This window comes from Sedimentibacter sp. MB31-C6 (genome assembly GCF_035934735.1).
Taxonomy (GTDB): Bacteria; Bacillota; Clostridia; order Tissierellales; family Sedimentibacteraceae; genus Sedimentibacter.
Map to the genome: position 1 here is coordinate 894,754 of NZ_CP142396.1, position 19,052 is coordinate 913,805.

A 19,052-nucleotide genomic window follows, 5' to 3' on the forward strand; every position below is an offset into this window, starting at 1 on the left:
TATGTTAAATTAATAAAAGTGAGCTACTATAATATGTTTATTACATAACCTTACTTATTTTTTTAATTTCTATACTATTAACAACTTTTGCACATTAACATTTATCATTTATCAGACATCATTTTAATAAAAATATCTACAATATCAGGATCATATACAATTCCCGATTGTTTTTTTATTTCTTTTAAAGCTTTTTCTTTAGTCATAGCATCATTAGTAAAATCATTTGTCATAGAATCATAAGATTCTGCAACTCTTATTATTCTAGCTAATCTAGGAATCTCTTCTCTCTTAATGCCCTTAGGATAACCTGTACCATTCCAATTTTCATGATGATAAAGAATTCCTTCTGCTAAATCCACTGTATTATCAAATAAATTTAGAATCCGATACCCTATAACAGCGTGTTTTTCCATTTCTTTATTCTCTTCTTCAGTTTGAACATCATCATTTATTAAAATATCTTCATTTAATATTATTTTCCCTATATCATGGAAGAAGCCAGCTTGTTTTAATTTTCTTATGTTTGTTTCTGTCAAATTCATTGCATAACCTATATCCTCACATAATTCGCTAACATTTATTGAATGAGTTTTTTCACGACAACTCAAATCATGCAATGTTTCCATAATTGTATTAAGTAAATTAGAATTTATTTTGCTTCGATTAAGTGTTTTATCTTGATACATTTCTTCTTCAGCATTTTCCATCGTACGTTCTAAATCTTGTTCTAAATTTATTTTTGTATCATAACCCATTGACATACTAGCCTTTATAGCAATAATTTTTATTTTAGAAATTTCTTTTTTTAATCTCCCAATGATTTTTTCTGCATCATTCCCTGAGGTGTTCGGTAAAACAATCGCAAATTCATCTCCACCAACACGAGCAACTATATCTTTTTCCCTACAAACATTTTTTAATATATCTGCTGTTTTTTTCAAAAGTTCATCCCCTGCAACGTGCCCAAATATATCATTAGTAAGTTTAAGCCCATTAACATCTCCAAAAATAATAGATATAGGTAGATTTTCATTTGTATCTAGTCTCTTTAATTCACTTTCAAAAAAAGTTCTATTATACAAATCAGTAAGTGAATCATGATAACTAATATATTTTATGTGTTCTTCATTTTTCTTACGTTCTGTAATATCAATAAATGTAACTACAGCACCGATAACCTTTCCTTCTTTATACTGTGGATAAGAATTATATTCCACATCAAAACTTGTACCATCTGCTCTCCAAAAAACTTCATCATTTGCATTAGTTCCTTTTCCTTCTAAAAGAGCCTTATATATTTTACATTCGCTTATAGGCATTGTTTTTCCATCTTTATAAGTATGATGAATTAACTTATGAATATCTTTTCCTAATAACTCGTCTTGGTGTGAGTAGCCCAACATTTTTAAACCACTTGTGTTGCAAAATGTACATTTCCCATTAATATCCATACCATAAATAGCTTGAACTGTTGAATTTAAAATTAACTGAAGATAATCCTTATTTTCTTTTAATTCAAGGGTTCTTTCCTTTACCTTTGATTCAAGATTAAAAACAAGGGATGATATTGTATCGGCCATCTTATTAAAAGACTTAGTCAACTTACCTATTTCATCATTTCTTTTAGTAACTGCTCTTATTCTCAAATCCCCTTGAGTCAGTTTTTCTGTAGTATCTATTAAATTATCTATAGGTTTTAGAAGTTTATTAGTAAGTTTGTAATAAAAAAATATTGATATTATTAGAGCTATAACAATTAGTAATGAAGCCAACTTCATATTATCAAATATACCTGCTGTAAACAAACTAAATGGTACAGCTAAAATTACAATCCAATCTATACCATTTTTTTGATATTCAATTAAATTAATATGTAAATTATCTTCATTGTTTTTTATTTTAAAATTACTGCTTTGTATACTTTTATATTTTTCATACGATTTTAATACTTCTTCATTATTCACTTCATTAATTGTTAACCTTTTGATGGTTCCATCATCTAAAGTTATGAAATTATCCATATTAAGAGAATTGGCAATTAATTTACCAGTATTTTTTTCGATTATAATAGCATAAGCGTTTTTATCTTTTACTATTTCTCTCAAGTAATTGTCTATTCTCGAAAGGGTTATGTGTGACCCCAAAACTCCTTTTAGTTCTCCTCCTTTATATATAGGTACAGCTGCTGAAATAGTCAAGTCATTCATAACAAAATGCTTATATATTTCAGAAAACATAGGTTTCTGATTATCTTTGGCTACCTTATACCAATCTCTCGTTCTAGGATCAAATTCTCCAGCATCTACTACAAGTTCACTTGATGTCATCTCATCTGTTATAGAATAATAAAAAGAATGTCCTTTTGTATCTGCATTATTTTTCATAATTTCTATGTCATTATTTCTATTTCTACGAGCGCCATAATACTCTCCATTTACAGTTCCATAACTAAAACTGTAAACATCATAACCTTGAGTTTTCAAAACTCCAACAAAATATTTTTCTCGTTCAATTTCATTGTTTAAATCAACAATATTATTTTCTAAAAGTTTTTGATTCATTTCATTAATTTGCTCTGGAACATTCATAAACATATCAATTTCATGATATATTTCTTCATTCATATCTTGAGCCAGTTTTGTTATAATATCATCTGTTGAATATATCCAATTGAAAAAAACTATATAACCTATTAAACTAATAGTTGTTAACATAAGTAATATAAACGAAACAATAACAATTACTCTTATCGGAAGTTCTTTTATGTCATTTTTAATTCTTCTCATTCTTTTAATTCCTTCTAATTATATTATTCTTTAAATCAAAATTTACGAATAAACTAAGAGTAAATTACACAGATTATAATTAAACATATCTAACATTATACCCTTCTATTTTTTTAAGTTAACATATTTTACAATAAATTAACATTTTGACGGTAATTCCTTTGCCCTATTTCATAAAGGTCATTACCTTGTGAATCTATTGCAACTACAACAGGTAGCTCAACAACTTCTAATTTCCTAATTGCTTCAGATCCTAAGTCCTCATATGCAATTATTTCAGCTTTTTTTATTGATTTTCCCATTAATGCTGCTGCCCCTCCTATTGCAGCAAAATAAACAGCTTCATTCTTTTTTATTGATTCTACAACATCCTTTGACCTTGAACCTTTGCCTATCATTCCTCGTAACCCTTTATCTAACAACCTTGGAGTATATGAATCCATTCTATAACTTGTAGTTGGCCCTGCTGAACCAATAGGCTTACCTGGTTTTGCTGGCGATGGACCTACATAATAAATTATAGAATCCTTTATATTTATTGGTAAGTTTTCTCCATTATCTAATAATCCCATTAATCTTTTATGAGCAGCATCCCTAGCAGTATAAATAGTGCCTGATAATAAAACCCTGTCTCCTACTTTTAATTCTTTAACTTTTTCATATGTTAAGGGCGTGGATATTTTCTTTTCCATAGTAACCTCCTAAAGTAATATACTTTTGTGCCTAGTAACATGGCAATTAATATTTACTGCAACTGGTAGACCAGCTATATGAGTTGGATAAGTTTCTATATTAACCTTAAGAGCTGTAGTTTTTCCTCCAAATCCTTGAGGTCCAATACCTAGATTATTTATCTTTTCTAATATCTCATTTTCTAAATTTGCATAAAACTCTTCTGAATTTTGTTCTGTCAAAGGTCTTATTAATGCTTTTTTAGCTAAATAAGCTGCTTTATCAAATGTTCCTCCTATACCAATGCCAACTACTGTTGGAGGACATGGATTAGGGCCTGCTTCTTTAACAACATTTAGTACAAAGTCTTTTACACCTTCAATTCCATCTGACGGTTTTAACATCTTAATTTGACTCATGTTTTCCGAACCGAACCCTTTTGGGGCAACTGTAATTTTAAGTTTATCTCCTGGAACTATATCATAATATATTATTGCCGGCGTATTGTCTTTAGTATTTACTCTTATTAATGGATCTTCTACAACTGATTTCCTTAGATATCCTTCGTTATATCCCTGTCTTACACCTTCATTTATTGCATCTTCTAATAACCCATCAATTATATGAACATCCTGTCCTATTTCTATAAATACACATGCCATTCCCGTATCTTGACAAACTGGTACATCTTCATTTTTTGCTATTTCTATATTAGTCAATATTTTATCTAAAATATCCTTTGCCATTGACCAAGGCTCAGATTTTTTTGCTTCTTCTATTTTTGTTATTACATCTTCTGGAATATAATAATTTGCTTCAATACATAGCTCTTTTATTGCTTTAGTTATATTAATAGAACTTATATTTCTCATGACTACCTTACCTTTCCGTTTATACATCGTAAAATTGCTTAAACAATACCTTTAATATTTTTTTAATTATAGCATTATAAAGATATTTTTTCTATATAATTATCATTCAAATAACGCTTGCAATAAAGTTTTTTTAATATTATAATTATTTCAACATATAAAATACTATTAAGAGGAATAAATCAAATGACCTATGATGAAAAAAAGAAATTTATAATAAATGTAGCCTTTGCTGTAACTGTCTATGCTGTCGTTTATTTTGTATTTGTGTACGTTATACATTGGGTAATGCCTTTTATTGTTGGATTTTTAATTGCCCTTGCACTTAGACCAGTTACTAGGTTTATAAATAAATATTTTCGTATTAAGGGCAAAAATGTTTCTATGTTTGTAGTTGCACTATTTTATTTTGTAATTGCAATGATATTATGGCTTTTTTTTACATTTTTGTGGTCTCAAATGGCAGAATTAATCAGAATCTTGCCTAGTTTTTACTTTACTAGAATAGAGCCATTATTATTTGAACTTAATAACTGGATTGTTGAAAATGCCAAAACAATATCTCCTGATGTTGCAAATACCCTTTCAAATGTAATTATGAATGGATTAGAATACTTGGCAGGAGGAGTAAGAAATTTATCTATATATATAGTTCAATTAGCAACAGGTATTATATCTAATTTTCCTTTATATTTAATATCCGTTATTTTTACAATAGTATTATCGATATTTATTAGTGTAGAATACAGTAATATAACTTCATTTTTTAAACGACAACTACCAGACAAATTTAATTCAACTTTTGATGAAGCTAGAGTCTTTTTAACTGGTACACTGTGGAAAATGATTAAGGCATATGTAATTATATTATTTATTACATTTATAGAATTGTTTATTGGATTATCTTTATTAAATGTCAGATATGCTTTACCTATTGCAGCAATAATTGCAATATTAGACATAATGCCCGTACTAGGCACTGGTGGAGTAATTATTCCTTGGGCAATAATTGAATTGATTTTGAAAAATTATAGCTATGGAATAGGATTATTTGTGTTGTATATAGTTGTTACTGTTGTACGAAATACTGTAGAGCCTAGAATAATTGGAAAACAAATAGGTCTTCATCCAATTGTTACAATAACTGTTATGTATGCTGGCTTAAGATTATTTGGATTTATAGGATTTATATTGGCACCTGTTACTGCCATTTTAATTAAATATTTAAATGATACAGGCAAAATTAAGTTGTTTAAATAATTCAAAGCGCATAACTTATATAAGTATATGCGCTTTTTTATTATATTAAATTTAATAATTACAATATATCGTGTAATTATACTATGAATAGATACATCATTATGAAGTGGCAGAATGTTCCTGCTAGAACGAATACATGAAATAATTCATGGAACCCAAACCAAGGTTTATTAATATTTGGTTTTTTTAGACCATATATAACCCCACCTATAGTATACAATAATCCTCCTAAAACTAACCAAAACATACCACCTGCTGACATACTTTTGACTAATGGCATCATAACTAAAATAGACATCCATCCCATACCTATATACAAACCTGAACTTACCCATCTCGGAGCACTAATCCAAAATATCTTAATAAATACTCCTATTAATGTAATTGTCCATACAACACTAAGTAGCTTATATCCTACACTTTTATTTAAAACTAACAAGCAAATAGGAGTATAGGTGCCTGAAATTAATACAAATATCATAATGTGATCAAGCTTTCTCATTACAAGTTTTGCTCTTTTCTTAGACTTATCAATAAAATGATATATTGTGCTAGTTGAATATAACATAATCATGCTTAATCCAAAAACAATAAAAGCTATAATACTCATTGTATTATTAGATTTTATTGCAACACTCAATAGCATAAACATACCTATAACGCCAAATATAGCTCCACCTAGATGGGTTAATGCACTTGTTATCTCTTTTTTATCTTTATTCATATAATCATCCCTTTTATGTAGTTTTAATAACTATATTATATAGTATATATTATTCCTTTTCGCAAAATATGTCAATACATGATTATATATTTAACAGAATAGAATAAAATTATGCATCAAATAGAACTATTCTGTAGGGGAAGCATTGCATGCGTCCCGCGGTATGCATACAATTTTCAGATGACGATAAGGTATTAAAACATATAGCATTATTAATTTATTGTAACATTAATTTTCAATAAATAAAAAAGCAGAGTATAATCTCTACTTTTTATTCTTCTTCATTTAATTTATTGTAGTAATAAGTTAGTGAAAATAAACTTTCATTTAAATGAACATTTTCAACATAAACATCTTCTGGCATTTTTAAATCTTTCGGTGCGAAGTTCCAAATTGCCTTTATCCCACACTTTATTACTTGTTCTGCTATTTGTTGACATACGCTCTTTGGTGTGCATATTACAACTATATCAATTTTTTCTTTACCTAAAAATTCTTCAATACCATCTATGTCCTTTATAACAGCATTTCTCATAGATAAACCTATCAGTTTAGGATTCTTATCAAACAAAGCAACTACTTCATAATCAGCTTCATAAAATCCAGTATAATTTGCAATTGCTTGACCAATATTTCCAGCACCAATAATTATAAGCCTATACTTTTTATCCAATCCTAATATTTTACCTATTGCAGTTCGTAATTTTTCAACATCATAACCAAAGCCTTGCTGACCAAATCCGCCAAAGTTATTTAAATCTTGACGTATTTGAGAAGCAGAAAAACCAGTCATCTCACTTAATTCCCTAGATGAAGTTTTGTTTACGCCGATTTTTTTTAATTCACCTAAATATCTGTAATACTTTGGTAATCTTCTTATTACTGCAGGTGATATTCTATCATTTTTGTCCATTGTCAAGCCTCCTGCACTTATTTTAACAATCTTTTTATTTTATTGCAACATATTTTTTTCTAAAAATTAAATTTTTTTAAGATTTAAACTGTCAAGTTGGCATGCTATGAATTTTTCATAATTATGCTTTCAACAACATTTACAGCTTCTTCACATGCGTCACAACATTTTTCTAATCTATTAAATGCTTCAGTCCAAGACATAATTTCAATAGGATCTTTAGATATCATATGTAAATGTCTGACTGCTTCTGTATAAATATTATCACCATCTTCTTCTAATTTATTAATTAAAACTATTCCATTATGTATATTCTTCGACTTACGAAAATTACTAAACTCTATAAAAGTTTTTTTAAGTTCCTCACAACAAACAACAATTAACTTAGAGAATTTCAAAGCTTCATTTCTAATTCTTTTTACATTATACATATACATATGTAATAACACATCTTCAATACAATCTGTTACATCATCAATTTCATGCACCAACGACAATATATCTTCACGTTCAATTGGTGTTATAAATTCACGTGCTAACCTACGCATAATTTCATGAGCTTCTGCATCTGCCTTATGCTCAATTTCATGCATTTCTTTCATCTTTTTTTGTAAAGTTGCTGCATTATAATTTACTAATGTTTCATCTAATAATTTTGATGCCAAGCAGCAATAATCAGATAATTTTACAAATTCATTAAAATAATTATATACATTTTTACGCGCCATTACTATACCTCTATCATATAATTTTAAAAAATAATAATAAACAGCTTAGCCATTAAAAATCCAATTATTCCGCACCCAGGAAAAGTCAATACCCATGTCAATACCATTTCATTTACCAGACCCCAATTAACAGAGGAAAGTCTCTTAGCTGCTCCTACTCCCATAATCGCTGTAGTCTTTGTATGAGTCGTACTAACAGGCATTCCTATGATAGATGAAATAAACAAACTAGAAGCAGCTGCAATATCAGCTGAAAAACCCTGGTATTTTTCTAATTTGCACATATCTATACCTACAGATTTAATTATCCTATAACCGCCTATTGACGTTCCAATAGCCATTATTAAAGAACATAATATCATCATCCAAACAGGAATAATAAAATCCGTAACATTTGCTTGTCCATTCGCAAGAAATATTCCTAACATAAAAACGCCCATAAATTTTTGCCCATCTTGTGCTCCGTGCATAAATGCCATAGCAGCGCCACTTCCTATTTGAGCTTTTTGAAAAAAATCATTTGCTTTTCTTCGGTTAAGTCCCTTACAAACAATTCCAATTACCTTTACTACAATCCACCCTAATAAAAATCCTAAAATAGTTGATATAATTAATCCATATATTATCTTTGCCCATTCATTTACATTAATGCCAGATAATCCATTTTGTAATGCAATGGCTGCTCCAGATATGCCTGCTATTAAAGCATGACTTTCACTAGTCGGTATTCCAAACCACCAAGCTGCCGTTGCCCATGTAACAATAGCAAATAAAGCAGCACAAAGGGCAACTATAGCATCTTTTGAATTTCCACCAAAATCTACCATATTATAGATAGTTTGAGCGACATTCGCATTAATAGCTGTCATTACAAATACACCAAAAAAATTAAAAACAGCTGCCATTAAAATTGCTGATTTAACTGTAATTGATCTAGTAGATACACAAGTTGCAATAGCATTAGGTGCATCAGTCCAACCATTTACTAAAATTACTACTAACGTTAAAACAGCTGTAATGAACAGCATAGAATTTGTTGTAATCATATACAAAAAATTTGAAAATGAAATGACCATAATAAACTCCTGATAATTTTTATTTATCACGTATTTCAAAATCTTTTCTTATTGTTAAATATTTACATATATAATATACCATAAATTAGATATTTTTTCTATACTATTTTCAAATTAAACAAAAAACCCCCATTATTAAGGGGGCTTCATGTTTTTTTACTATATTCGAAACGCTAGAATATTAAGAATCCTGCACAAATTACAACTCCACTAAATAGTAAAGTAATTACGCAATATCCCATAATATCCTTAGCACTTAATCCAGCAATTCCTAAAGCAGGCAAAGCCCAGAAAGGCTGAATCATGTTTGTCCAAGCATCACCCCATGCAATTGCCATTGCTGTTTTAGCAGCATCAACACCAATTTCTGCTCCTGCTGGCATCATTATTGGAGCTTGAACTGCCCACTGTCCACCACCAGAAGGTACGAAAAAGTTAACAATACCCGCACTTAAGAATGTAAACAATGGGAAAGTAGTTACAGTAGATATGCTAACAAACGAGCTAGATATAACACCTGCTAAAGATAATCCTGTTTCAGGATTTACACCAACCATCATACCCATTATACCTGCATAAAATGGAAATTGTAGTATTATACCTGCTGCACTGGATGCAGCGTCATATATTGCATCTATGTAATTTCTAAGACTTCCATGTAACAATACACCTACAAATAAGAATATAAAGTTTACAAAATCAAGACTTAAATTTAATCCAACTTGAGTGAAGTTATAAACTATAAAAGTAAATCCAAAAATTAAAGTAATAATCCATATTATTTTACTACGCTCTAATTTATCTGCTGGAGAAAATTTACTTTTATCTTCTTCAACTTCTTCTTTTTCAATTAATTTACTAGGATCAACTACAACTGTATGTTCTTCATCAGGCATCATTGCTCTACAAACAAATGGTAAACCAATAATTATAACTGCTGATATAACTAAATTCATTGGAGAGAATATAGTTTGACTAGTTGGTATAGTAAAAGCAGCATCAAACACATTAGGAGCAACATCAGATAAAGCTCCTGCATTTGCAACCTTTAATGGAACAGATCCCGATATACCGCCATGCCATACAATAAATCCTGAATACGCTGATGCAATTAAAAGTCTGTAGTCAACACCTTTTACTTCTCTAGCAATTTCCTTTGCTAACAATGCCCCAATTACAAGTCCAAAACCCCAATTAATCCAACAAGCAACAACGGATATAAAAGAAGTAATCATAATTCCTCTAATAGGTGTTTTTGCAGTTTTTGCTATTCTTTTAAGCAATCTTTTAAAGAACTTTGCTTGTGCCATAGCACTTCCTAAAACTAATACTAAGACCATTTGCATAGAGAATGCAAGTAGTCCCCAAAATCCGCCTGAACCTGCCCAATGCAGAATCATTTGGAAAGGTGATTGATCTGTTACTACTATTCCACCAATAAATGTAATTATTGTTAAGATAATAGCAAATAAAAAAGGATCTGGTAAATATTTGTTCATAACAGATACACAACCATTTGTAAATTTTTTAAACATAGTATGTCCTCCTAAAAAATTTTATAAATAACTTAGTGCTATTTATCAATTAGTTATTGTAAGTAGTTCAGTTATATTTTAAACAATTTGTCCAACTTATTCAAATTAGTAACTTAAAGTATAATGAAGATTTATCGAGAAAACAACGTATAATTTAATGTTTATCAATCGTAAACATATATAATCATTATTATTATAAATAAATACAATAATAATAAACATGTAAACGTTTATTTTTCAATGTTTTATTATAATGTACTTTTTATACTTTTAATATAACTATAATAATTAGGTTTGTTGATATATATTTAACAATGTTACACTGATATTAATATTAATATCAGTAACTCTTTAATAAAGCTATGAATATACTAGATAATATATTGTTTTAGGAGGCTGTTTTAATGAAAAAAATTATTTCTTTACTTATGGTTGTTCTTCTAATGACATCTTTGGTACTTGTTGGTTGTGAGCAGGAAACAACTGAGAAGCAAAACGTACGTCTAGTAGAAGTTACACATTCTATTTTTTATGCTCCTCAATACGTTGCAATTGAAAAAGGACTATTTGATAAGTACGGTATACAAATTGATCTTACTAATGGTGGTGGAGCAGATAAATGTATGGCTGCTTTAGTTAGTGGTGAAGCTGACATAGCTTTTATGGGCCCTGAAGCCAGCATATATGTGTATCTACAAGGTAGAGAAGATCCTGCGATTAACTTTGCACAACTTACTCAAAGAGACGGTTCATTTATAGTTGGAAGAGAAAAGGATGAAAATTTCACTATTGATAAATTGAAAGGTAAAACTATTCTCGGTGGCAGAAAAGGTGGTATGCCCCTTATGGCTTTAGAATATGTTTTGAAACAAGATGGGTTAACTCCAGGTGTTGATCTTGATGTTAGAACTGATGTGCAATTTGATATGATGGCAGGTGCCTTTGCATCTGGAGAAGCTGACTATACTACGTTATTTGAACCACTTGCTTCATCCTTTGAATTAGATGGGAACGGTTATGTAGTAGCTTCAGTAGGAGAATTAGCTGGATATATTCCTTATACATGTTATTCAGCATTACAAGATTATATTGATGAAAATCCTGAATTAATTCAAAACTTCTCTAATGCTCTTTATGAAGGAATGGTTTGGGTAGAAGAACATACTGCAGAAGAAGTGGCAGAAGTACTACTTGCTCAATTCCCTGATACAGAACTAGATTTTCTAGCTAATATTGTTCAAACCTACAAAAATCAAGATACTTGGAATCCAAACTTAGTGTTAGGAGAAGATGGATATAATCGATTGGTTGATATTATGAAAACCGCAGGAGAAATAGAAGAAGGACCTCCTTACGATGCTATACAAACTCCAGAATTTGCTTTAAAAGCAAAGGAAAATTACGAAGCTAATAAGTAATATAAAAACTATAAATAAAAAACTTCAGCTATCATTGCTGAAGTTTTTAAACTTTAAATAGCCTTATTATGTTATATATAAATTTATATGGCATATATTACTTAATTCGTTTTAATATTGATTAAATACTGGTACTGTATTATCCTCTTCAAAAACTAAACCAGCTTCCTCAAAAGATAATCCTTCAATTTTATAATCTACATTAACTACATCGGAAAATTGATTAAGACATAGAACAACAATTGTATTCATATCTTCAAATTCCTGCTCCGATAAATTAACAGCTTCAACACCTAAATTTACTACAGCAGTATCACCTACTACGTCAACATCTCTTAAATTCACGCCATATGGAATTTTATTGCTTAATTCTGTGTCTGCTGGTGCGCCGCTAAATAATCTTTCAACAACTGTTACAATTGGATTTTCTACTTTCTTAGAAGAAAAAGTTATTGGAACATAATGCCCTGCAACTTCTGTGTCAGGAGCCTTATAATAAACAGTGTAATTCACTCCATTCTCTGAACCAAATAAATTTATATTTCCTCTTTCAAAGGCTGTATTTATAACGTAACCCTTTGATAAAGTATCCATTGCTTGACCTTCAACTAATATTTCTACTTTATTTACTGTTGAAAACTCTGTTAAAGTGTATGTAATAGCGGTCATCATATTTTGTTCTTGTTCATAAGTTTCAGTATTTAAGATATTTTCACTGAAGTCAACTCTACATAATCCGTCTTTAATAGACATTCCCCTTACTTCAGTACCTTCAGGCAATACACCATGTAATCCTGACTGGGAAATTCTCTCTTCAGTTTCACTTCCTTTAACCAAACTTCTTAAAGTCGCCTTTGCAATTCCTTCTTCCCATGGTATTTTAGTATTTACTGGAACAACAAATCCATTTTCATCCTCATAGTAAGCAACAATCTCTGTCATTTTTGCATCTGCGGTGTTTACAGTAACTGTTTCAACAGCTTCCTCAATGACTTCTTCTCCAATCCCGTCATCAACTATTTCAAAATCTGTTAAATCTGTCATATCTGCTACATCTGGATTATTATCGTCATCCTTTAAACCAACCATCATATCTAAGGTACTGCATCCTGTTATGCTTGCCGCCATACAAATAATTATTATTAGAGATATAATTTTCTTATAAGCCAATTTTACACCCTCCTCATGCCTTTATATATATTATTATATTTGACAGGCAGGGTATATATGATTAATTTTTATTTATTTTTTGGACGAATTGTATTTATATCTAAATATTTTTTAAATTTCTTTTATTTATTTTGTTTAGATATTTTATCTGCTAAATCGTTTAAGTATATCCATCTGTTCATTTTTTCTTCTAGCTGATTTTCAATTTTACTTTTTTCTTCCATGATATCTTGAAGCTTTACATAATCTGAGGAATTATTCTCTAATTGAATTTCTAACTCTTTAATTTTTTGTTCAAGATTTGCAATATCATCATCAATTGTACAATATTCTCTCTCTTCATTATAAGAGAATTTTAACTTTTTTGATTTAATCTTATTATTTTTGCTAGTATTTTTTTTCTCTTTTTCTTTAGGAATATCGTATAGTTTTTCGAACGATAACTTTTTCTTTAGATAGTCAGAATAACCACCATTATACTTTTGAATAGTCCCATCACCTGGCAATTCTAAAATTGTATTAACAACCTTATCTAAAAAGTATCTATCATGAGATACAGTAATTACAGCACCTTTAAAAGTTTCTAAATATTCCTCTAATATAGTAAGTGTTTCAATATCCAAATCATTTGTAGGTTCATCTAAAATTAGAATATTAGGAGCTTTCATTAAAATACTAAGTAAAAACAATCTTCGTCTTTCTCCGCCAGATAGCCTTTGTATAGTATTATATTGTAAATCAGAATAAAATAAAAACTTTTCTAACATTTGAGAAGCTGTAACAGGTCCATCTACTGTATCTATTATTTCTGCAATATTTTTTATATAATCTATAACCTTTAAAGATTCATCTAAAACTTCTGATTCTTGTGAAAAAAAACCAATATTTACTGTATCACCTATTTCTACATGACCATTATCTGGTTTAATCTTTCCTACTATAATATTTAGTAATGTAGATTTTCCTGCTCCATTTGGTCCAACAATACCAATTCTTGCATCTCTATTAACTAAAAATTCAAAATCTTTTACTATTTCTTTATCGCCAAATTTTTTTGAAATATTTTTTATTTCAATTGTTTTTTTGCCTAATCGTGTAGAAACTGAGCTTAACTCTACTTTTTCCTTTTCTTCAATACCTAACTGCTCACTTAATATTTCAAATCGTTGTATTCTGCCTTTAGCTTTAGTACTCCTAGCCCTAGCGCCTCTTTGCATCCATGCCAGTTCCTTCTTAAATAAGCTTTGTCTTTTCCTGTCAGTACTAATTTCACTTTCCTCTCGAAGTGACTTTAACTCTAAAAATTTAGAATAATTCCCTTGGTACGAATATAAATCTCCTTTATCAAGTTCAACTATTCTGTTAGTAACTCTATCTAAAAAATATCTATCATGTGTTACCATGATTATAGAACCTGTAAATTTTATTAAATAGTTTTCCAACCAAATTATCATATCATTATCTAAATGATTAGTAGGTTCATCAAGTACTAACAATTCACATGGATTAACTAAAGCACTTGCAATTGCAACTCTTTTCCTTTGACCAACAGATAATAAATTTACATCCTTATCAAATTCGGTTATGCCTAATTTATTTAAAATTGTTTTAGCCTCATACTCCATTAACTCTTTAGTTTCCGAACTTGCGTTAATAAATATTTGCTCTAGTACCGTTGTCTCATCAAAAACAGGAGTCTGTGGTAAATAGCATATTCTGTCACCTTGTCGTTTTATAATATCTCCACTATCTGGCTCCTCTAATTGAGCAATTATTTTTAACAGTGTAGACTTCCCTGTTCCATTAACTCCAACTATACCTACTTTTTCACCTTCATTTAAATATAAATCAACATTATATAGTAATTTTTTTTCTCCGTAATTTTTGCTTATTTTGTCTAAAGTTAAAATCATATTTTGTTTACCTTTCAAATAATTATAAATTATTTCTTTATCAAATTATCTAAGATCCCCACCTTTATAAGTGGGATAGAATCCCCCTCTGAAGCCCCGATTTTCAGCTTTAGCTGAACGAGTTCACTGATTCCCAACTCAACAACTGCAATTAAAAATCAGTACTGTAGCTTATTAATTGAATAATCCAATTTGAAATAATTTTCTTCTAAATTTTTATCAGGAAATAAATAACCATCATAAGTATTTATATAACCTGTATAAATAACATTACAGATAAATTCAATATTGGCTTCAATAAATTCAAAATTCTTTAATTTATTATTAATGATATTATCTATAATATTTCTATTAACTTTTGAAAATAAACTAACCTCATCTTGAGCACCGGCAAAGGAGAGTGAAGCTAAAATCATTTGATTGTCATAAGAACTAATCCAATCCTCATTATTTTTTAGTTCAATTATAAAGGCAACACCTGTAACATCTCCATTTTCAATAGTGTAGTTGTACTCAGGCATATCAGAATAACCTAATTCAATATATGTTGTTCCATCAAGTGCCTTTTCCATCCATTGTCCGCTTTTGTCTAAATATTTATTACCAAAATCTATATCATATAAATCAGCATAGTAATTATAATTCTCCACAAATTCTGTTACAGTAAGGTCCCCTCGATTAGGAGGAAGCTTCTGTGCAGATATTGCAGTAAATAAAACTGCAATAATGGCTACATGCGCTGCAACGAAAAGCAAACCTTGATACCACTTTTTATCTTTCTTGATATAAGATATCTGTTTATCCCATGGTTGTATTTCATTATCACTACATAACTCATAACTCTTCCAAAGTCGAATAATATGATAGATTGGAATATTGTATCCCATTCCAACACCGAATACTTCCCATGTCCGTTTTAATCCTTCGATATAAGAAAGTCGTCTACCTTCAGAAGTATTAATTACAAGCCCGAATATTGCTTTTCCTGGAGTTGTTCTGAATAAAGGGAGACAAAGTGGCTCTAATAGTAACATAATACCAAGTGATATAAATCCATCAAATATATGTCCTATATTGCTTCTATTCAACAAATTAACATTGAACATAAAGATAAGAAAAATTGACCAAAACATATTATAAATAGAAATATCAAGCATTCTTGCCAAATACCTTCGCCACGGATAAAATGCTTGAGGAACCCCAATACCATGTTCCATTCCAGACAATGTTTCAATTTCTTTTATTGTCATACAGCTCCCCCTTAATATTATTACTATCATTATAAACCATATTCTATATTTTTAGCAAGTCACATTAAAGTTTGAAAACATAAAAAATACCTCCAAGTAGACAATCTGAATTAATTAATTAGACTGTCTGCTTTGGAAGTATCATATCAAAAGGATAGTTCTCAAGTATTTAATCAAAGTTGTAACCATACTATCATAATGAAATAATCACTTTATAACCTAATTTTATCCAATACTTCGACGTCTGAATCCAATAAACCCTAACCATGTAAGCGCAGCTGCAATAACAGTCAACACAATAAGCGGCACAAATGCAAGTTCCTGAATGGGGATACTGTAATGGGCATAGGCGAAGGGCGTCCATTGCATTGCGGACCATCCTACGATTCCAACCTCCCAAAGCATCTCAATGAAAATAAACACGCCCAATATGAGCCAATTTAGAACAAACGCAATACGAGGTAGCCAGCCATAAAGGAGGGCAGCGATACCGATAATTGTCCAGACAGAAGGAATTTTTGAAAGGCTCATAAATAACACGCGAATAAAATGACTATACTCTCCTGAAACAATGCTCCATCCCAAGCCAGAAGCCAAACCGAGAGTAATAAGTATCAACACGCTGCCTGCAAAGGCAACTGTTAAATAGCTTCCCATCCACTTAAATCTACTCACAGGTCTTGACAATATTATTTCGGCATAATGCTCCTTTTCTTCCTGACGCATACTTTGTACCGCCGTAATAGCAAAAACAGATAAACCGCCCATTAATCCCAGAATATAGATTAAAATAGCAATGAAACCTTCCTGATTACCTAACTTTACTATTGCAGATGCCCAAGAAGTATCCATATGAGCGAACGAAGAACTGATGGCTTCAGATATATTAGGCGTACCCATACCCATAATTCCTCCAAGCCAAGCCATACCGATTGCCCAGACCAGAATACTGCCTTTTTGCTGCTGCCAGACCAAGGCTATGGGAGAATTGAAACGATGGGATGCATTAGCTGAACCTTCTTTTTGCAGAATAAGTCCAGCACCCATATCACGGCGAACAAGCAGCATATAAGAAAGTATCATAGGTAGAGCAGCGAGTACAATAAAAATCAACAACTTCCATGCATGATTTCCCCCAAATGGGAGAGTGATACGAAACCATGATTCAGGAGCAAGCCATACCCAGCTAGTACTGCCACCACCCATATTATTTATAACCATGGCAACCATAGTTACTAGATATGCGCCAAACACGACACCTCTTGCGCTACCGCTGTGTTCAAAAATCTGTGCACATAATCCTCCAACCCCAGCAAAGATACAACCGGAAGCGGCAAGAGTCAAGCCGGCCAACAATGAACCGCTCCCTGCTAACCCAATTCCCTTCAAGAACACAGCCGTCAATAAGCCTGCCATCAAACTTCCACCACAGGAAAGAATCAGGGCTGCCGTCAGATTAGCGTATCTTCCTACTGGTCTTCCAAGTAGTAATTCATTTCTTCCTGATGTTTCTTCTGTACGAGTATGACGAATCATAGTAATTGCCGCTCCGAACATAACTGTTATGGAAGCCTGCAGCATGCCCCTCCACAGGATAGCGCCTTCTATGCTTAACGGTACAACAGGCCCAAGAATAGCAGAAGTAAGAGGGCTTGCGGACAGCTCAGTAATAAACATCTGCCAATCAGGCATTGTTTTCACAAAAGATACCTGCCCGTAAATCACTGCTAACGCAAGCAATATCCATATAGGCAGTATGATTCTATCTCGACGTAGATAAAGCTTAAACAGCTTGCCTGTACCAGCAAAATGATTTTTTTTCATACTAGTTCGTCTCCTTTCTCTCAAGCGTATCTCCGTAGTGACGTATGAATAATTCTTCAAGTGTTGGAGGTTCCGCCATAAGCGACTTAATACCCATTAGTGCAAGAGTACCCATCACAGATGCCATTGCATTTGCATCCACTGAAAAACGCCACTTCTCTTCCTTTTGTAATACATCATGAACCCCATGTAATTGATTGAGGTTTGTAGGCTTGGCAAGCTCAACAGTTAGAGTTGTGCGTGTTAAATGTCGCAGTTCTTCAAGGGTGCCGGATTCAACAATTTTTCCCTGTCGAATTATTCCAACTCGATCGCAAAGTGCCTCTACCTCAGCAAGAATATGACTGGATAGAAAAACGGTTTTTCCTTGTTTCTTTACTTCGAAGATACATTCCTGAAAAATCTGCTCCATTAATGGATCAAGGCCGCTAGTAGGCTCATCTAAAATCAAAAGCTCCGCATCGGAAGCAAAAGCAGAGATTAGCGCTACCTTCTGGCGATTTCCTTTGGAATAACTCCGACATTTTTTCTTAGGGTCAAGCTGGAACCTGTCTAACAATTCCTTGCGACGAGAGGGATTAATTTTACTATGCAAGCTACCTAAGAAATCTATTACCTCACCACCGGTTAAGTTAGGCCATAAAGTCACATCTCCAGGCACATATACAAGCCGCTTATGAAGAGCAACAGCATTCTCCCAAGGATCACCCCCAAGAAGTTTCGCTTCTCCACCATTCTTGCGAAGCATTCCTAAAAGGATACGAATTGTTGTTGATTTTCCTGCTCCATTGGGACCAATAAAACCATACACTTCTCCTTGTTTTACAGTTAAATCGACTCCCTGTAAGGCCTTATGTTTCCCATAGAACTTAATAAGTTTTGTTGTTTCAATTACGTTCATCATAATA

At 31.3% G+C, this 19,052-nt stretch carries 15 protein-coding genes; 2 read left to right on the forward strand and 13 right to left on the reverse strand.

What is annotated here, in order from left to right; genetic code table 11:
* Nucleotides 1-104 precede the first annotated feature (104 nt).
* The 3 genes from U8307_RS04385 to U8307_RS04395 form a co-directional block, all read right to left on the reverse strand.
* Nucleotides 105-2,789, reverse strand: a complete 2,685-nt coding sequence (locus tag U8307_RS04385; protein ID WP_326910522.1) for a diguanylate cyclase domain-containing protein — start codon at nucleotides 2,787-2,789, stop codon at nucleotides 105-107.
* 128 nt (nucleotides 2,790-2,917) lie between these two features.
* Entirely contained in the window at nucleotides 2,918-3,481 is a 564-nt protein-coding gene (locus tag U8307_RS04390) for a Fe-S-containing hydro-lyase (protein ID WP_326910524.1), read from the reverse strand.
* 9 nt (nucleotides 3,482-3,490) lie between these two features.
* Nucleotides 3,491-4,333, reverse strand: a complete 843-nt coding sequence (locus U8307_RS04395; protein ID WP_326910527.1) for a fumarate hydratase — start codon at nucleotides 4,331-4,333, stop codon at nucleotides 3,491-3,493.
* 186 nt (nucleotides 4,334-4,519) lie between these two features.
* On the opposite strand from U8307_RS04395, the gene ytvI reads away from it, so the two are divergent.
* Nucleotides 4,520-5,593 (forward strand): sporulation integral membrane protein YtvI, encoded by a 1,074-nt coding sequence (ytvI, locus tag U8307_RS04400; protein WP_326910529.1) that lies wholly within the window; start codon nucleotides 4,520-4,522, stop codon nucleotides 5,591-5,593.
* A 76-nt stretch (nucleotides 5,594-5,669) separates the two neighbouring features.
* Here the strand turns inward: ytvI and trhA are convergent, their stop codons facing one another.
* From trhA to U8307_RS04425, 5 genes are all read right to left on the reverse strand, one after another.
* The gene (trhA, locus tag U8307_RS04405; RefSeq protein WP_326910530.1) at nucleotides 5,670-6,317 is read right to left on the reverse strand and encodes a PAQR family membrane homeostasis protein TrhA; all 648 of its coding nucleotides are present in this window, start codon (nucleotides 6,315-6,317) and stop codon (nucleotides 5,670-5,672) included.
* A gap of 271 nt (nucleotides 6,318-6,588) precedes the next feature.
* Nucleotides 6,589-7,230 carry a redox-sensing transcriptional repressor Rex gene (locus U8307_RS04410; protein ID WP_326910532.1) on the reverse strand — a complete coding sequence of 214 codons (642 nt, stop codon included), beginning with the start codon at nucleotides 7,228-7,230 and terminating at the stop codon, nucleotides 6,589-6,591.
* A 104-nt stretch (nucleotides 7,231-7,334) separates the two neighbouring features.
* Nucleotides 7,335-7,958 (reverse strand): DUF47 domain-containing protein, encoded by a 624-nt coding sequence (locus U8307_RS04415; RefSeq protein WP_326910533.1) that lies wholly within the window; start codon nucleotides 7,956-7,958, stop codon nucleotides 7,335-7,337.
* A gap of 23 nt (nucleotides 7,959-7,981) precedes the next feature.
* Nucleotides 7,982-9,034, reverse strand: coding sequence for an inorganic phosphate transporter (locus U8307_RS04420; RefSeq protein WP_326910535.1), 1,053 nt, complete (start codon nucleotides 9,032-9,034; stop codon nucleotides 7,982-7,984).
* Between the two features lie 173 nt (nucleotides 9,035-9,207).
* Nucleotides 9,208-10,569 (reverse strand): short-chain fatty acid transporter, encoded by a 1,362-nt coding sequence (locus tag U8307_RS04425; RefSeq protein ID WP_326910537.1) that lies wholly within the window; start codon nucleotides 10,567-10,569, stop codon nucleotides 9,208-9,210.
* Between the two features lie 404 nt (nucleotides 10,570-10,973).
* On the opposite strand from U8307_RS04425, the gene U8307_RS04430 reads away from it, so the two are divergent.
* Nucleotides 10,974-11,987: an ABC transporter substrate-binding protein gene (locus U8307_RS04430; RefSeq protein WP_326910539.1), complete on the forward strand. Its 1,014-nt coding sequence runs from the start codon at nucleotides 10,974-10,976 to the stop codon at nucleotides 11,985-11,987.
* Nucleotides 11,988-12,098: 111 nt separating this feature from the next.
* Here the strand turns inward: U8307_RS04430 and U8307_RS04435 are convergent, their stop codons facing one another.
* From U8307_RS04435 to U8307_RS04455, 5 genes are all read right to left on the reverse strand, one after another.
* Nucleotides 12,099-13,157: a GerMN domain-containing protein gene (locus tag U8307_RS04435; protein ID WP_326910541.1), complete on the reverse strand. Its 1,059-nt coding sequence runs from the start codon at nucleotides 13,155-13,157 to the stop codon at nucleotides 12,099-12,101.
* A gap of 122 nt (nucleotides 13,158-13,279) precedes the next feature.
* On the reverse strand, nucleotides 13,280-15,070 hold the full coding sequence (locus tag U8307_RS04440) for an ABC-F family ATP-binding cassette domain-containing protein (protein ID WP_326910543.1): 1,791 nt from the start codon (nucleotides 15,068-15,070) through the stop codon (nucleotides 13,280-13,282).
* 158 nt (nucleotides 15,071-15,228) lie between these two features.
* Complete coding sequence (locus U8307_RS04445) at nucleotides 15,229-16,320, reverse strand: RDD family protein (RefSeq protein WP_326910545.1); 1,092 nt, start codon at nucleotides 16,318-16,320, stop codon at nucleotides 15,229-15,231.
* A gap of 225 nt (nucleotides 16,321-16,545) precedes the next feature.
* A complete protein-coding gene (locus tag U8307_RS04450) occupies nucleotides 16,546-18,144 on the reverse strand; it encodes an ABC transporter permease (protein WP_326910547.1) in 1,599 nt (532 codons plus the stop codon).
* 1 nt (nucleotide 18,145) lies between these two features.
* Nucleotides 18,146-19,045, reverse strand: coding sequence for an ABC transporter ATP-binding protein (locus U8307_RS04455; RefSeq protein WP_326911536.1), 900 nt, complete (start codon nucleotides 19,043-19,045; stop codon nucleotides 18,146-18,148).
* Between the last annotated feature and the right edge of the window lie 7 nt (nucleotides 19,046-19,052).

Excerpts from the sequence above, each read along its gene's own strand:
- U8307_RS04385 (WP_326910522.1), bottom strand. The coding sequence starts at position 2,789 with ATGAGAAGAATTAAAAATGACATAAAAGAACTTCCGATAAGAGTAATT.
- U8307_RS04390 (WP_326910524.1), bottom strand. The coding sequence starts at position 3,481 with ATGGAAAAGAAAATATCCACGCCCTTAACATATGAAAAAGTTAAAGAA.
- U8307_RS04395 (WP_326910527.1), bottom strand. The coding sequence starts at position 4,333 with ATGAGAAATATAAGTTCTATTAATATAACTAAAGCAATAAAAGAGCTA.
- ytvI (WP_326910529.1), top strand. The coding sequence starts at position 4,520 with ATGACCTATGATGAAAAAAAGAAATTTATAATAAATGTAGCCTTTGCT.
- trhA (WP_326910530.1), bottom strand. The coding sequence starts at position 6,317 with ATGAATAAAGATAAAAAAGAGATAACAAGTGCATTAACCCATCTAGGT.
- U8307_RS04410 (WP_326910532.1), bottom strand. The coding sequence starts at position 7,230 with ATGGACAAAAATGATAGAATATCACCTGCAGTAATAAGAAGATTACCA.
- U8307_RS04415 (WP_326910533.1), bottom strand. The coding sequence starts at position 7,958 with ATGGCGCGTAAAAATGTATATAATTATTTTAATGAATTTGTAAAATTA.
- U8307_RS04420 (WP_326910535.1), bottom strand. The coding sequence starts at position 9,034 with ATGGTCATTTCATTTTCAAATTTTTTGTATATGATTACAACAAATTCT.
- U8307_RS04425 (WP_326910537.1), bottom strand. The coding sequence starts at position 10,569 with ATGTTTAAAAAATTTACAAATGGTTGTGTATCTGTTATGAACAAATAT.
- U8307_RS04430 (WP_326910539.1), top strand. The coding sequence starts at position 10,974 with ATGAAAAAAATTATTTCTTTACTTATGGTTGTTCTTCTAATGACATCT.
- U8307_RS04440 (WP_326910543.1), bottom strand. The coding sequence starts at position 15,070 with ATGATTTTAACTTTAGACAAAATAAGCAAAAATTACGGAGAAAAAAAA.
- U8307_RS04445 (WP_326910545.1), bottom strand. The coding sequence starts at position 16,320 with ATGACAATAAAAGAAATTGAAACATTGTCTGGAATGGAACATGGTATT.
- U8307_RS04450 (WP_326910547.1), bottom strand. The coding sequence starts at position 18,144 with ATGAAAAAAAATCATTTTGCTGGTACAGGCAAGCTGTTTAAGCTTTAT.
- U8307_RS04455 (WP_326911536.1), bottom strand. The coding sequence starts at position 19,045 with ATGAACGTAATTGAAACAACAAAACTTATTAAGTTCTATGGGAAACAT.